The sequence below is a fragment of the Corynebacterium auriscanis genome (genome assembly GCF_030408435.1).
Classification (GTDB): domain Bacteria; phylum Actinomycetota; class Actinomycetes; order Mycobacteriales; family Mycobacteriaceae; genus Corynebacterium; species Corynebacterium auriscanis.
Genome location: NZ_CP047046.1, coordinates 2,021,030 through 2,036,201, shown reverse-complemented (window position 1 = coordinate 2,036,201; position 15,172 = coordinate 2,021,030). Strand labels below are relative to the sequence as shown.

Annotated in this window: 13 protein-coding genes; 7 read left to right on the top strand and 6 right to left on the bottom strand. The window is 58.9% G+C overall.

What is annotated here, in order from left to right; all coding sequences use genetic code 11:
• Position 1: 1 nt before the first annotated feature.
• The 4 genes from CAURIC_RS08640 to CAURIC_RS08625 form a co-directional block, all read right to left on the bottom strand.
• The gene (locus tag CAURIC_RS08640; protein ID WP_035114767.1) at positions 2-820 is read right to left on the bottom strand and encodes a carbohydrate ABC transporter permease; all 819 of its coding nucleotides are present in this window, start codon (positions 818-820) and stop codon (positions 2-4) included.
• Positions 817-1,881, bottom strand: coding sequence for a carbohydrate ABC transporter permease (locus tag CAURIC_RS08635; RefSeq protein ID WP_235700778.1), 1,065 nt, complete (start codon positions 1,879-1,881; stop codon positions 817-819). The genes CAURIC_RS08640 and CAURIC_RS08635 overlap by 4 nt, the downstream gene beginning before the upstream one ends.
• A 427-nt stretch (positions 1,882-2,308) precedes the next feature.
• Positions 2,309-3,568 carry an ABC transporter substrate-binding protein gene (locus CAURIC_RS08630; RefSeq protein ID WP_035114772.1) on the bottom strand — a complete coding sequence of 420 codons (1,260 nt, stop codon included), beginning with the start codon at positions 3,566-3,568 and terminating at the stop codon, positions 2,309-2,311.
• Between the two features lie 108 nt (positions 3,569-3,676).
• The gene (locus CAURIC_RS08625; RefSeq protein WP_035114774.1) at positions 3,677-4,723 is read right to left on the bottom strand and encodes an ABC transporter ATP-binding protein; all 1,047 of its coding nucleotides are present in this window, start codon (positions 4,721-4,723) and stop codon (positions 3,677-3,679) included.
• 61 nt (positions 4,724-4,784) lie between these two features.
• Here CAURIC_RS08625 and CAURIC_RS08620 point away from each other — a divergent pair, with 61 nt between their 5' ends.
• The 4 genes from CAURIC_RS08620 (at position 4,785) to CAURIC_RS08605 (ending at position 9,015) form a co-directional block, all read left to right on the top strand.
• Positions 4,785-6,008, top strand: coding sequence for a sensor histidine kinase (locus tag CAURIC_RS08620; RefSeq protein ID WP_083284057.1), 1,224 nt, complete (start codon positions 4,785-4,787; stop codon positions 6,006-6,008).
• Between the two features lie 253 nt (positions 6,009-6,261).
• On the top strand, positions 6,262-7,026 hold the full coding sequence (locus tag CAURIC_RS08615; protein ID WP_035114777.1) for a response regulator: 765 nt from the start codon (positions 6,262-6,264) through the stop codon (positions 7,024-7,026).
• A gap of 239 nt (positions 7,027-7,265) precedes the next feature.
• Complete coding sequence (locus CAURIC_RS08610; RefSeq protein ID WP_035114779.1) at positions 7,266-8,222, top strand: ABC transporter ATP-binding protein; 957 nt, start codon at positions 7,266-7,268, stop codon at positions 8,220-8,222.
• Between the two features lie 43 nt (positions 8,223-8,265).
• Complete coding sequence (locus tag CAURIC_RS08605; protein WP_035114781.1) at positions 8,266-9,015, top strand: ABC transporter permease; 750 nt, start codon at positions 8,266-8,268, stop codon at positions 9,013-9,015.
• Between the two features lie 160 nt (positions 9,016-9,175).
• Here CAURIC_RS08605 and CAURIC_RS08600 read toward each other — a convergent pair whose 3' ends face one another.
• Both CAURIC_RS08600 and CAURIC_RS08595 read right to left on the bottom strand, forming a co-directional pair.
• Positions 9,176-9,985, bottom strand: a complete 810-nt coding sequence (locus CAURIC_RS08600) for a TIGR03089 family protein (protein WP_052095056.1) — start codon at positions 9,983-9,985, stop codon at positions 9,176-9,178.
• A gap of 114 nt (positions 9,986-10,099) precedes the next feature.
• Positions 10,100-11,788: an LCP family protein gene (locus tag CAURIC_RS08595; RefSeq protein ID WP_035114783.1), complete on the bottom strand. Its 1,689-nt coding sequence runs from the start codon at positions 11,786-11,788 to the stop codon at positions 10,100-10,102.
• 98 nt (positions 11,789-11,886) lie between these two features.
• Here CAURIC_RS08595 and CAURIC_RS08590 point away from each other — a divergent pair, with 98 nt between their 5' ends.
• From CAURIC_RS08590 to manB, 3 genes are all read left to right on the top strand, one after another.
• Positions 11,887-12,846 (top strand): SDR family oxidoreductase, encoded by a 960-nt coding sequence (locus tag CAURIC_RS08590; protein ID WP_035114785.1) that lies wholly within the window; start codon positions 11,887-11,889, stop codon positions 12,844-12,846.
• A 6-nt stretch (positions 12,847-12,852) separates the two neighbouring features.
• Entirely contained in the window at positions 12,853-13,728 is an 876-nt protein-coding gene (locus tag CAURIC_RS08585) for a glycosyltransferase family 2 protein (RefSeq protein ID WP_035114788.1), read from the top strand.
• A 278-nt stretch (positions 13,729-14,006) separates the two neighbouring features.
• Entirely contained in the window at positions 14,007-15,113 is a 1,107-nt protein-coding gene (gene manB / locus CAURIC_RS08580) for a mannose-1-phosphate guanylyltransferase (RefSeq protein WP_070434062.1), read from the top strand.
• Positions 15,114-15,172: the final 59 nt, after the last annotated feature.

The window sequence follows — 15,172 nt, the reverse complement described above, 5'->3', positions numbered from 1 at the left end:
GCTACTTCACCCCGCCGGCGGTGAGGCCCGAAACGATGCGGCGCTGGAAGATTAGCACCATGATCACCAGCGGAACCGTAACAATCGCGCCGGCGGCCATCGTGGCGGCGTAGGGGAATTCGAACGCGCTGGCACCGGAGAACCGGGCGATAGCAACGGTCACGGGCTCGGTCTTGGTGGTGGACAGCTGCTTGGCCAACATGAACTCGTTCCACGTGGCGATGAACGCCAAAATCGCTGTGGTGAATAGTGCCGGGGTGGCCAGCGGCAGGATCACCTTACGGAAGGCCAGGCCGCGGGTGGCGCCGTCCACGCGCGCAGCTTCTTCCAGTTTCCACGGCAGCTCGCGGAAGAAGCTGGTCAGTGTGTACACCGTCAACGGCAGCACGAAGCTGATGTTCGGAATAATTAGCGCCTGGTAGGTTCCCAGCCAGCCGATGTTCGAAAACAGCTGGAACAGGGGCGTGACCAGAGCAATGCCGGGGAACATCGAGGCCGCCAGGATAATACCTGTGACCAATCCCTTGCCACGAAAATCCACGCGGGCCAGGGCGTAAGCGGTGAACACACCCACGACCAGCGCAATCGCCGTGGTGGCGGCCCCGATGATCAGTGAGTTGACGATGGCACCCAAAAAGTCGTTTCCACCACTGGTATCCAGCGCATCCTTGAAGTTCTCCGTGGTTACGTGGCTTGGCAGCGGGTTCGTGGAGAACGTGTAATCCTTGTGTCGCAGCGCCGTGACGACCATCCAATAAAACGGGGCTAAGCCCCACACGAGGATAAAGATCACGCCGATGTAGTTACGCACCTTATTCATCGTGAGGCCTCCTCGGAGTTGGTCTGGGCCGGGTTTGCTGGGCTGGCCGGGTTGCTGAGAGCCGGGTTGGTTTGCGCTCCGCCACCCGAATTACGAGTCGCGGTTTCCTGCTGTGGTTCTACTGGCTGCGCCTTGGTCTTTTTCCACCACGACGCCCTGCGCTTTCCCCCAGCCGAACTTCCTTGTGAACCACCGACATCAGCGCCCAGGAACTTCACCATGACGAACGCCACCGCAAAGATGAGCAGGAAGATCAAGGTGGACATCGCCGAAGCGGAATTGAAGTTACCCTGCTTCGTATCCTGAATGACCAGCTGCGAGATGACCGCAGTAGGGGAGTTGGAGGATTCGCTGATCATAATGACGGGCAGGTCATACATGCGCAGTGCGTCGAGCGTTCGGAACAAAATGGCCACCATCAGGGCAGGCTTAATCAGCGGCAATGTGATCTGGGTGAATTGCTGCCATTTGGAGGCGCCATCCACGCGCGCGGCCTCGTAGACACCCTGCGGAACCATCTGCAAACCGGCGAGGATCAACAGTGCCATGAAAGGCGCGGTCTTCCACACGTCGGCGATAATGACTGCAAAGCGGGCGGCCCACGGATCGGTGGTCCAGTGAATCTGCGTGCCCATAATGGAGTTCACGATGCCTTGGTTCGCGAAAATGAACTGCCACAGCTTAGCGGTGACTGCGGTGGGGATCGCCCACGGCACCAGCACTGCAGCGCGCAATAGGCCGCGCCCCAAGAAGCTGCGGTTCATCACCAGTGCCATCCATAAACCGAGAATTGTCTCCAACGTGACGGTGACAACGACGAAGAAGATCGTGATCTTCAGTGCCGGCCAGAAGTCGGTCGCGAGCTGGCCCGGGGCGCACGTCACCGTGTTTCCGCTGGGGCTCATACAACGGTTGCTGAGCCAGTAGAGGTAATTATCTAACCCGGCGAACCCACCGGTGACGAACATGCCGGTTTCAGGATCGAGGTGCTTATTGGCCTGGAAAGATAAGTAAATTGCGCGCAGAATTGGATAACCGATGACGATGGCAAGGAGCACCATCGATGGGCCGACCAGCCAGATCGGACGGAAATCGCGTTTGCGCTTGCCATCGGAACGCGGGGCATCTGAGGGGGAACCTGAGGATGCCGTGGAAGGCGGGGAGGCTGTGGTGTGCGGAACCGCGTGGGCCACGAGCGGGTCTCCATTCATTGACTATCGAATACTTCAAAACAAAAAGCCGGGGCTGCGTTGATCGTAGTCCCGACTTCCAGTGTGTTGTGGTGTTGAGGTCATCCGCCTAGCTGCGTGTCACCGGCTAGGCAGGTGCTTGCGCCCCCTTAAAGGGGGGGCTCACCTTAGCGAGGTACTTTGATGACCAGGCCTTCAAGAGTTCACCCTCGGGTTCTCAGGGTGTCAGCTTCCCGACCTCGGGCACCGTGGCCTTGGGATTTAGCTTCCCGACCTCGGGCACCGTGGCCTCAGGGGGTTAGCTGCTGGTGTTGCGGATAGCAGATTCCATGTCCTTGGTGGCATCCTCAACGGACTTCTTGCCTGTCACCGCGGCGTAGGCGTTATCTTGCACGGCCTTGGAAAGCGCATCGTAGTTAGGCGAAGCCGGACGTGGTTTTGCGTTTTCTAGGGACTTCTTCAGCGCAGGCAGGTAAGGGAACTCCTTCTGCAGACCCGCATCATCGTAGATGGATGCAAGTACTGGTGGGAATGACTTCTCAGCGAAGGACTTTTGGTTTTCCTCATTGGTGATGAACTTCATGAAGTCCAGAGCCGTTGCCTTGTACTTGGAGTTGATGTTGATGCCGTTGTTGTAGCCACCCAAGGTGGATACGCCCACGCCGTCCTTACCGACGAGAGGGGAGACCTCAACCTTGCCGGAAACCTTGGAGGCCTTGTCTTGGGCGTTGGTGTACATATATGGCCAGTTGATGGCCATAGCGGTCTTGCCCTCGGTGAAGGCCAGGTTGGTTTCTTCCTCGGTAGCGCCCGTGGAAGCAGCGGTGATGGTCTTGTTCTTGTACGCATCAACCAGGGCCTGGAGGCCCTCGCGGGATTTCGTATCGGTGACGTTTGGTTCACCCTGATCATTGGTGATTCCGCCACCCCATCCGGACATGAATCCGGCGGTTGCTACGGTGAGGCCCTCGTACTGCTTCAGTTGCGTGGTCAGGCAAGGTTCATTGCCGAGCTTCTTACACGCTTCCACAACGTCATCCCACTTTTGTGGCTCTTCTTTGACCTTGTCCGTGTTGCGGTACAGGAGCTGGCCATTGGTGTTCTGAGGTAGGCCATAGAGGGTGTCCTTGTACGTTGCGGACTCTACGGTGGGCTTGAGGAACTTGGAGGTATCTACCTTCAAGTCACCCTTCAACGGCGCCAACCAGCCGTTAGCGGCGAACTGTGCGGTCCACACCACATCCATGGCCATGACGTCGATGTCGCTGCTGCCCGCCTGTAGGGACTGCACGAGGGTATCGCGCTGGGCATCGGCTTCACCGGCCAGCTCCTGGAGCTTGACCTGCTCATCAGGGTGGGCCTTGTTCCACTTATCGATGATTGGCTTCAGTTTGTCAGTATCGTTGTGGCCCATTGCGAAGGTGATGTTGCCACGTCCTGTGGTATCACCACCTGCCTTGTTGCCACCCGCGTTGTCAGATCCGCCATCGGAGCACGCTGTGAGGATGAAACCAGAAGCAGCGACAACGGCCAACATTTTCTTGGTTGGATGTGCCATGGAAAGCCTTTCTCAACTCTGATTGCCCGATCGAACAATCTTTTAACCCTTAACTATAGGGAACCGTCAGGCAAAATATAGAGAAACGGGGGGAACGCAGAAAATCCTTTAGATCCGCGCTTCCGTCTCGGCGTCAAAGAAGTGAATGCGAGCGTCCCTGGCGGGGCGTAACCCAACCCGCTGCCCAGTGCCTGGGGCACGGCGGGAATCACCACCGCGAGCCACGAACTGCCCGTGGTCTGTATCCACGTAGATGTATGAATCCGCACCCAGTTCCTCGACCATGCGCACCACGCCCTCGATGCCGCCGTCCTGGGTGATCTCTAGATTTTCGGGGCGTACGCCCACGATCATCTCCCGTTTGCCATCGGCATACCCATCGGGGGTCTGGATGTTCCAGTCCGCTACCGCACCGCGGATCTTGACCAAGTTCATAGATGGGGAACCGATGAAACCGGCTACGAAGGCGTTCACGGGCTGTTCATACAGTTTCTTTGGTGAATCGACTTGCTGCAGAACACCATCTTTGAGGACAGCCACGCGGTGCCCCATCGTCATCGCTTCCACTTGATCGTGGGTGACATATACCGTGGTCACACCCAGATCGCGTTGGAGCTGAACGATTTGTGCGCGCGTCTGCACACGAAGTTTTGCGTCTAGGTTGGATAGGGGTTCGTCCATGAGGAACACCTGTGGCTCGCGAACGATGGCTCGTCCCATAGCCACGCGCTGCCGCTGACCACCGGACAAGTCTTTAGGCTTGCGGTCCAAGAATTCCGTCAGGCCTAGCAGCTCAGCGGCGCGCTCCACGCGATCGCGGATTTCGGCCTTTGGGGTCTTCGCCACCTTGAGGGCGAAGCCCATGTTTTCCGCAACGCTCATGTGGGGATACAGCGCGTAGTCTTGGAAGACCATCGCGATATCGCGCTCCTTGGGCTCGGTGCCCGTGACGTTCTTGCCGCCGATGGAGATGGTGCCGTCGGAAATGTCCTCCAAACCGGCCAGCGCACGCAAGGTGGTGGATTTGCCACAGCCGGAGGGGCCCACAAGAACCAAGAACTCGCCGTCCTCGATATGCAGGTTCATGTCCCGCACGCTAGGGGTTTGCGCACCGGGGTAACGAATTTCTACGTTCTCGAATTTCACGTCAGCCATGGGGGAGATCATACTTCAGGTGGACGAAGCATTGTCCGCAGTAATTATAAAATGTCAGATTATGCCCGAAAGCTTTTCCGCATTTAGCCTCGAACCTTCCGTCACATGGTGGCGTGATCCCGCGCGGCGGTTGCGATTTATCGTGGTTTCGCTGTTTTTCGCTTTCACCGCGTTTTTCAGCGTGACAACGAGTGCTTCTATATACCCTGGCTGGCAGACGGCGATTCTCGGTTTGGGTGTGATCGTGTGTTATGTAGGGCTGCTGGTACAGCAGTGGCATATCGAAAGGGGAGTGGCAGTAGTCGCGGCGGGGCTAGTGATTGTTGCCTTGTCCGCTAGTTTCGGGCTTTTGCTCGGCTACCCGCTGGTCTGCCTGCAGGTCTATATCATTAGCGCCTACTTGCATCGGCGAAAGAAGGCGTGGTTGGTTTTCGCCTTGGTGGGCAGCTTCGTTGCAGTCGGTGCGCAATTCATTGTGGACCGTTTCGTCAATCCCATCTATGGCGAACCTCCTTCTCCGCGTGAGGTATATGCCAGCCCCGAGTTCTGGGTGATCGCAGGCGTAACCGGCCTCCTCATCGGTGTGTCAATTGCGCTGAGCTGGCAATTCGGTAAACAAACCAAGCAGCGGCGCGAGGCTGTGGCGAACTTGGCGGCGCGCGCGGAACTGGCTACTGTCTCCGAGAGGAATCGCATCGCGCGGGAAATGCATGACATCGTGGCTCATTCACTCACTATCGTCATCGCGCAGGCAGATGGCGGGCGCTATGCCGGACGTCAAGATCCAGCTAAAGCTATCGACGCGCTGGAAACTATTTCGGCCCGTGGCCGCGAAGCACTTACGCAAATGCGTGGGTTGCTTTCCGTCCTTCACGAGGGCGACGATCGCTCTACTACCTCTATTCCGGGTGTTTCGGGCTTGGGGGATCTTATTTCCGACGCCAATAGGTCCGGCACCCATGCCACCTTTAAAACGGAAGGTACAGAGCGCACGGTCGATGAGGTCCGAGGGTTGACGATTTACCGTGTGGTTCAAGAATCGCTCACGAACGTGCTGAAGCATGCTGGGGCTGTAGAAGTGCGGGTAAAACTATTGTGGGAACCGAATTCCGTCATCGTGACCGTGGATAACGCGCCCGGCGAAGATGCCATGGATGGATCAGGGCGAGGGTTGACCGGAATCGCAGAGCGCGTCCGAATTCATGGAGGGAAGGCCACCTGGGGTGCAAGCCCCCTGTTCCCTGGTGGTTGGAACGTGACCGCTACGATACCGCTGGCCGGGTAAGACAGTTGGAGCGAGTGTGTATGAGGGAGGCCGTGCGGTGGTGCAGCGCGCGGGCCGGCGGGCTGGTTAAGTTATACGGGAGCGAGTGTGTATGAGGGAGGCCGTGCGGTGGTGCAGCGCGCGGGCCGGCGGGCTGGTTAAGTTATACGGGAGCGAGTGTGTATGAGGGAGGCCGTGCGGCGGTGCAGCGCGCGGGCCGGCGGGCTGGTTAAGTTATACGGGAGCGAGTGAGTATGAGGGAGGCAGTGCGGCTATGATTACCGTGGGTTTGGCGGATGACCAGCAACTCGTGCGTGCGGGTTTTGCAATGGTACTGGGAAGCCAAGAAGACATCACTGTGGAGTGGGAAGCCTCCAACGGGGCGGAAGCCACCGACCTTGCGGGCAGTCATCCTGTTGACATCATCCTGATGGATGTACAGATGCCGACCATGGATGGGATTACTGCAACCCAAAAAATCTTGGATGAGCAGGCACCCACAGGGCCCGCGGGTCAGCCGACCCGTGTGGTCGTATTGACCACCTTTGATAGCGATAATTACGTCTTCGGTGCGGTAACTTCGGGCGCCAGTGGCTTTCTACTCAAGGATGCCGATCCCGAGGAGCTCATCAAAGCAGTGCGCACGGTAGGAGAATCCACCGCGGTCATTAGCCCTGCTGCAACAGCGAAACTCATGCGGCGCCTGCGGACAGAGGGGAACGGGGATGGGCGAAGCGGGGCGTCGGTACAAAAGAAAACCAGTGAGACCAGCGACCAGGCAGCAGAAGAGAAACCGGGTTTGGACGACGACCTGGGACTTCCCGATCCGCTGACGCCCCGGGAGCGGCAGATCTTGTGCCTCATTGCTACCGGGCGGAGCAACCAAGAAATCGCCGAGGAACTCTTTATTTCCCTGCCGACCGTTAAGACTCACGTGGGCCGGATCCTGACGAAGACCGCCTCGCGCGACAGGGTGCATGCGGTGCTGTTCGCGTTGAAGCAGCATTTGGTCAGCCAAGAGGAATTGTTAGCGCAATAGGTAACGCAGTGAGCTAACCGGGGGCATTATGCACGGTAGCCTGGGCCGCTGTGGCCGGTGCCGGTTGGGTGATACCGCAGTGAGCAGAGCGGGGGAATTATGCATGGGGGAAGGGACTCGGGATACCGCGTCGGGGATTCTCATACCAGGGTATGACGGCCTCCACTCTACGGGTGACGGGCAATAATCATCCGCTGGGCCGATGTGGAAACCCAGGGCAAACCAGCACACTGGGAATCATGATCACAGTAGAAAAGCTCAGCAAGAGCTACGGCAAAAACAAAGTCCTTTCCGACCTCACATTCCATGTGCCCGATGGGCAGGTCACTGGCTTCCTGGGGCCTAATGGGGCGGGCAAGTCCACGACCATGCGCTGCATGCTGGGGTTGGATCAACCATCCGCGGGACATGTGAATTTCAGCGGCAACTACCGCAATGGTCAGTCCTACAGCGGTGAATTCGCAGGGTTGGCGAACAAGTCCAGCATCGCGGGTTCCGTGTTGGAAGCCACCTGGTTCAATCCCGCGCGGTCGGGGCGCAACCACCTGCGGGTGCTGGCTCACGGCGCGGGTATCGACGATAAGCGCGTAGATGAATGCCTTGAAATCGTGGGCCTGACGAAGGCAGGCAAGAAGAAAGCCGGCGGGTATTCACTGGGAATGAAGCAACGCCTCGGATTGGCAGCGGCCCTATTGGGGAATCCCCAGCACCTGATTATGGACGAGCCGGTTAACGGGTTGGACCCCGAAGGTGTGACGTGGATGCGCAATACTATCCGCGCCTTGGCGGGAGAGGGACGAAGCGTGTTGGTGAGCTCCCACTTGCTGAGCGAGATGCAGCTGACGGCCGATCGATTGGTTGTGATCGGCAAGGGCCAAATGATCGGTGAGTACTCCATGGACGAATTCCTCGCCGGTGGCGCCACGGTTAGCGTGGAATGCCGCGAAGCTGTGCTGCTGGGCGAGAAGCTGCAGGCCAAGGGATTGCAAGTGGAGCTGCAGCACCCGCGGACGGTGCAGATCAGCTTGCCTGAAGATTTAAACGAGGCACAACTGCGGGAACTGGTGGCGCGCACCGCGCTGGAGGAGAATTTCTTGGTCACCAAACTGGTTTCCGAACAGGCGAACTTGGAGCAGCGATTCCTAGCGGCCACCTCCAGCGCGCAGGAATACCGCACCGGACAAGTACAGAACTAGCCTTCCCTAACAACCCTTCAGCAACGAAAGAAGAACACTTCTCATGAGCAGTTTTCTTGCAGCACTCAAATCCGAAACCACCAAGCTGCTGACTTTGCGCAGCACGTTGGTTTACTTCATCCTCCTCGGCGGATCGATCGGCGGCCCGGTCTTCCTCTACTTGGCTTTTGCCACTGAAAAAAACGCCGTGACGTGGACTGACCTTTTGATGGGTGGCATGATCACCCAGATGATCGCAGTGATTTTTGGTGCTTCCAGCACCGCGGGTGAAATCGCTTCAAAGATGCACGCCCAGGCCTTCCTGACCGAGCGATCCCGCTGGAATTGGCTGGGGGCGCGCGCAGTGGTCTCAGTTGTTTTCCTTGCCGTCACGGTGGCTATTGCTGTTGCGCTCACCATTTTGATGGTCACGGTGTGGCCGGGCGCTGAGTTCAAGCCGGAGCAGGGTGTGTCTCTAGCTACCACCTTCGGCGGGGTTCTGGCCTTTGCGTTGCTGGCAATCGGCATCGCCGCGATCGTGCGTTCCCGCGTAGCAGCTGTGGGCCTGCCACTGGTGTGGATGTTGGTTATCGAACCACTCATCATGAGCGTTGGCAGCAATGTCTCCCTGCTGAAAACTCTGGCTAAGTTCCTTCCTGCCCGCACGATGCAGGACATCGATAAGTGGTACCTCATTCCCGAACGTGGTGCCGATTTCTTGACGCCCACCTTCTCCGTCACCGTGCTGGCCATCTGGGTTATCGCGCTGCTCGTCCTAGGGTTCTGGCGCAATTCCCGGGCGGATGTTCGATAAGCGCCCGCGTTTGACCGCAGCTGTTCACCGCGACGCGGGGTGGGTGAGCGCAGGCGTGTGACACAGCAGGCGCAGTTCGGTAACTATTCGAGTTCTGTCGTAGCCGATCACCACGGTGCCGGGGGTAGGTGGGCGACAGGGTAGGGGCCGGCACAGCGTGTTAACTCTCTAACGTGTTGGCCGTAACCTTCTCTGATTCCAGAACCTTTGTCAGATCACTAACCCCCGCGGTATCCACCATGACCGTGGATCCACCGGCAGCGAGCGGTTCCAAAGCGACAGCCAGCCCCTGGGTGTCTGCCCAAGGGCTGAACGCTGCGCGGGGAGCGGAAGTAGCGGCAGAGGGTGCCGCTACTTCCGCGTTTGGGTGCTCGTCTGCCCATTGCGACCGGGCGCGAGCTAGGTATTCTCCAGCGGTAAGGCCCTGGGTAACGAATAAACCGTCCGAGGTTGTCCGCGGGATGTCTAACCCCATAAATGCATCGGGCTGCACGCGCAATTCGGGTGAGAAATCATTCACGCCGAACGGCACATCCCCGCCGGATTCCTCTACGCCCCGCCCAAACGGATCATTGGATAGCAAGTAGATTTCCTCTGCATCTGTGGCTTCGTCACTTTCCACGATGTCGGCATCGTCGGTAAAGACTGCGATTAAACGTCCTGTGGGGGCCGGGGCGGCGTCGGGTACAGAGGTAGCAGGACGAAGTGCCTCGGTGAGCTCGGCGAAAGACGAAACGACGGCGCAGCCGACTTTCCATGCCCCGAGTGCGATGACGGCCGGTTGCCACGATGCGGAGGCCGCCAGCACAACCACATCACCCGGTTGTGCACCGATGCCGGTAAGGAGGTTCGCAACTTTGGCTTGCCAGTTGGCGAGGGTTTGCGCCGAGAGCTCCATACGTCCGTGGGTGGTGTACGTCGTGAGGCGCGGGGTGGCTGGGTCAGAGAGCAGCTCCGAAAGGAAATCCATGTGGCCCAGCCTAGCGCGGCGCTGGGGCTGGTTCATGCTGGCGCTGGGGCTGGTTCATGCTGGCGCTGGGGTTGGTTCATGCGCGCGTGCAGACAATCCCCGTCCACGTGAAGGCTAGTTCACACACATTGGGCCATCGCCACCGGCATCGATGGGCTGCTTTTCCTTCTCGTCCAAGCCCATGGATCCCTCGGAGCCGACGACCGCGGAAGAATCCTTTTCCGCGCCCGCGGAGGAATCGGTCCCAGAGGTACCGGTGGAGCCAGTAGAGGAATCACCATCGGGAATGCCGTCACCGTCAAGATCTTTCATACCTGCGGTCAGGGTGCCGACGTTCGGGTCATCCGGCGGCAGCAGCTGCGCGGAGCCTTCGAGGAATCCCGGGCCCGCGTAGGTGCCCGACAACGTCACGGCCAGTTCCTTATCACTCAGGGACGTGTCCTCCACGACCTTCAACCCACCTAGCTGCTTCGCCAATGCGCGCGCTGCCGGATCGTTTTCGTCCTTGGCGTTGACCTGTGATTCGGACACACCGGCCTGTGGTGAATTGCCTACCTTGCCGCTCTTGTACCCATAATCCGTTGTCAGCGTGGAAACCCGTCCCGCCAGTCCTGGAATGTCGCTGGCATTGCTGACGGAGACGGTGTAATCCTCGGCTTTGTAATCCGTAATGGGCTTCTTTTCTTGGGTTTGTTCGGGCTTTTCTGCCTGCTTGTTGCCCAGCAAGTCACTGAAGAATTCGTGGACCTTTTTGGTGTTGACGGTTACGATCGATTCGCCGTAATCGCCCGTGCCATCGATGGAGGTGACAGGGATTGTTTGGAATTTCACATTGCCACCAGACAGGTTTTGCATCTGAGTAGCCAGTCCCATGACGTCCCAGCCTTCGTCCAAGACGACCGAACGCTGGACGGCATTGTTGATCTTGGAGATTGCGGAGGGGTTAGTCAAAGTTTTCGAGCTCAGGATCTGGCTGGTAAGCGACGCCATATATGCCTGCTGACGCGTAATGCGATCAAGGTCGCCGCGGGGCAGCTCATGGCGCTGGCGTACGAAACTCAGCGCGTCTGGACCACCCAAGCGTTGGCGACCCTTCGGGAACTTGGCGCCAGACAAAGGCTCATCCACGGCCTTATTCAGGCAAACATCCACGCCACCGACCGCATCCGTCAACAGGACAAAGCCCAAAAGTCCGATTTCTGCATAATGGTCAACGGTAATTCCCGTCAGATCAGCCACTGTGGAAATCAACGCCTGGCGGCCGACCTCCGTGGATTCTTTATCGATTTTCGCTTTATCGGTTTCCCCGTTGTGCTCCAGGGCCTGTTGCTTCTCGAATTTCGCGGTGCCGTACACACCGTTGAGCTTCATATTTCCCTGATCGGGGGTTTTCACATACGTATCGCGCGGCAGGGAAACCGCCGTTGCCGAGCTGCCGTCATTCGGCACGCGAATGAGAATCATCGTGTCGGTATTCGTGGCTTCTTCCTCGCCCGCACGAAGCATGTCGATTTCCTGCTGGCTTAGAGGATTGCCTTTAGCGTCGGTACGAGAATCCACACCGACCAGCAAAATATCCGTCGCGCCATCGGGGGAGTTACCCAGATCCAGGTTGTTGGCCTCCGCTAATTCGTTATTCAAGTTGCCAATGGTGGCGTACCCCACGCCCGTGAAGGCCAACAACGCTGCCGACACAGCTGCCAAAACACCGCGAGCTGGGCGGGGACCAATTTGCCTAGCTTCGGGACCGGTGGGCGCTGCTTGAATGTGTCGGGAGCGACGCGGACGGTTGTCGTAATTCATTGACGTACTCTCGCGATTATCAGGGGTAGCTGGTTCGCGTACACTTTACGCGCTGTCGGCGGAAAATCCTTAAACGTATCGGGAAGGTGTGGCGCGTCATGTCATTCATCGTGGTCGGTTGTAATGGCCAAGTGGGAAGTTTCCTTACGGAATTGTTCGGCCCCGCGGCCATCCCTGTCGATCGCACGCAGCTGGACCTGTCGTCGAAGAAGAGTGTGGAGCAGTTTTTTTCTTCTTTTCCTTCTTTCGCGCCCAACCGGCTTGGGGGTGCTACGTCTGGTTCCACGGAGGCTGCACATCAACCTCTCCCTTCGTTGTCGACGCCCTCCTCTCGCCCGACCGCGCTGATCAACTGCGCTGCGTTTACCGCGGTGGACGCGGCTGAAAGCGATACCGGGGCCACTCTCAACCACCGCGTCAACGCCGTCGCGCCGGGTTGGCTTGCACAGCACTGTCAGCACATGCGGATACCCATGGTGCATATCTCCACGGATTACGTTTTTGATGGGCAACTACCGGTGGGGCAGGAGTACTCCACCACCCATCCCGTTCAACCCGTGAATGCCTACGGCCGCGCCAAAGCCGAGGGAGAGCGGGCCGTCCTCCATTTCGGGGGGCACGTTGTGCGTACCGCTTGGGTATACAGCGGGCCCGAACACCCCAACAAGGACTTCGCATCCACCATGTTGCGGTTGGCACGCCGCGGCGTGAACCCGAACGTGGTGAACGACCAATTCGGCCGCCCAAGTCACGCGCAGCTGGTGGCGTCGGCAATAAAAGAAGTGGCAGAAGCCTTAGCCGATGGTGCAGCCCTGCCCCAGGTCTTGCACGCGACAGGCAATGGGGAACCGACCAGCTGGTGTGAGTTCGCTCGGGAGGTATTTGCAGCCACCGGGCACGATCCCCAACGCGTGTCCGCCATCCCGACGAGCGAATACCCAACCCCTGCGCGACGCCCGGCGAATTCCGTACTGAGCTTGGCGGAATGGGAGACCTGGGGACTGTCCCCTTTGCCTGCGTGGCGCGAAACACTGCGGGAAAAAGCTGCTGTATGGTGACCTGACATGGCACCGATTGCAATCATTACCGTCACCTACTCGCCGGGGGAATACCTAGAAAAGTTCTTGGTATCCACGGGCGCAGCTGCGTCACAGGGAGCGCGGGTGGTGATGGTGGACAATGGATCCACGGATGGGGCGCCGGAAGCTGCAGAGGCCCAAGGGTTGGCAGAATTGGTGTACTCCGGCGGCAATGTGGGTTATGGCGCAGGTATGAACTGCGGAGTGCGATGGCTGCGCGAGGCCCGCGAGCGAGGCGAAGTGGACGGCGAGTTCTTCGTGATCTCCAACCCTGATGTGGTGTTCCAGCCCGGTGCCATCGACACGATGCTGCAGGTGGCTCGCGCACATCCGCGAGCCGGAGCTGTTGGGCCGCGTATCGATGAGGCCGATGGCAGCATTTATCCCTCCGCGCGCCGGGTGCCGGAACTGGGCAGCGGAATTGGGCATGCGTTACTGGCCCCCATCTGGCCCGGGAACCCATGGACGAAACGCTACCTTGCCGATGCCGATATGACGCGCGAGAAGACGACCGGCTGGTTGTCGGGGTCCTGTGTTTTAATGCGGTGGGATGCTTTCGAGTCCGTAGGCGGATTCGATGAGCGCTACTTCATGTACATGGAAGATGTGGATCTGGGAGACCGTTTGGGTAAGGCGGGCTGGCTGAATGTTTACACCCCAGAGGCCCATATCGCGCACGCCAAGGGGCATTCGGCCGGCAAGCACCCGGATATTGTGCTGCCCGCCCACCACGAGAGTGCGTATCGGTTCTTGGCTGATCGCAACCCCGGTCCCTGGAAGGCTCCGCTACGACTAGTGCTGAAGGTCGGGCTGAAACTGCGAGGGCAGATAGCGCTGGCGCTGGCTTTGGCGAAGCGGTAGCGCGCGCCCTAGGTGAGGTCGTCGTTCAGCGCTCCCACCGGCGGTTGGATGTGACGTTTCGATAACAATTTGCATGACGCACCGGCGTGGAGCACCGAGGTTGTCAGGCATAGGAACTAGTGTTCCTGTCGAGCAATTGTGGCTGCAGTGGTTAATTGCGGTGTGCTTGTTGCACCGGTTGACCATTGTTACCAAGGTCGCCGAGGGTTTTTGGTTCTAGCTAATGCCTTTACTCGACGCCAGCCACGACCATTTTGAATGAAAGGCTGAATTGGACGATGGTTGCAGATCGCCAGATCGCGACGCAGGAACTTGCCCAGAACACGGATGCTGTGATTCTCGTCGGAGGCAAGGGAACTCGACTGCGGCCCCTGACGAACGCCACCCCTAAACCCATGCTGCCGGTGGCGGGCGCACCTTTCTTGGAGCACCTCCTCGCGCGCATCAAGGAAGCCGGTATGCGCCACGTGATCCTCGGTACGTCATTCAAGGCTGAGGTGTTCGAAGAGCACTTCGGCGATGGTTCGGATTTGGGGCTCGAGCTCGAGTACGTGGTGGAGGATGAACCACTGGGTACGGGCGGGGGAATCCGCAATGTCGCTAGTCGCCTACGGCATGATCGTGCGATGGTCTTTAATGGTGATGTGCTGGGCGGTACGGACCTGGGGGAAGTGCTGCGCACCCACGTGGAGCAGCAGGCGGATGTCACTTTGCATTTGCTCCGTGTAAGCGATCCCCGTGCGTTTGGCTGCGTGCCAACTGATTCCAATGGCCGCGTAACGGCATTCCTGGAAAAGACCGAGGACCCACCGACGGATCAGATCAACGCGGGTTCATATGTTTTCAACCGCGAGATCATTGAGGAGATCCCGGCCGGTCGGCCTGTGTCGGTGGAGCGTGAGGTGTTCCCAGGACTGCTGGAACAAGGCAAGCGCGTGTTCGGTCACGTTGACCAGTCGTATTGGCGCGATATGGGAACGCCAGCGGACTTCGTTCGGGGCTCCTCTGACCTCGTGCGTGGCATTGCTCCATCACCACTGATCAAGGGCCGTCACGGTGAAGCGCTCGTGGATGAATCCAGCGCCATCGCCGGGGGAGCGCTCCTATTGGGTGGAACTGTGATTGGGCGCGGTGCTGAAATTGGCGCGGGTGTGCGCATTGATACCTCGGTGGTGCTGGATGGTGTGCACATCGAAGCGGGCGCCACCTTGGAGCGTTGCGTGGTGGCTCCAGGTGCGCGCATCGGTGCGCGGGCCCACCTGGTGGACTGTGTCATCGGTGAAGGGGCAGTCATTGGTGCGCGTTGTGAACTCCTCGGGGGTGCTCGAGTGTGGCCGGGCGTGCAGATTCCGGACGGCGGATTGCGTTTCAGTTCGGACGTCTAGACCCAAAAGGAGGGCGAAAAGCCACCGGAGCAGAAAATTCCCAGAAATTTCTCAATATC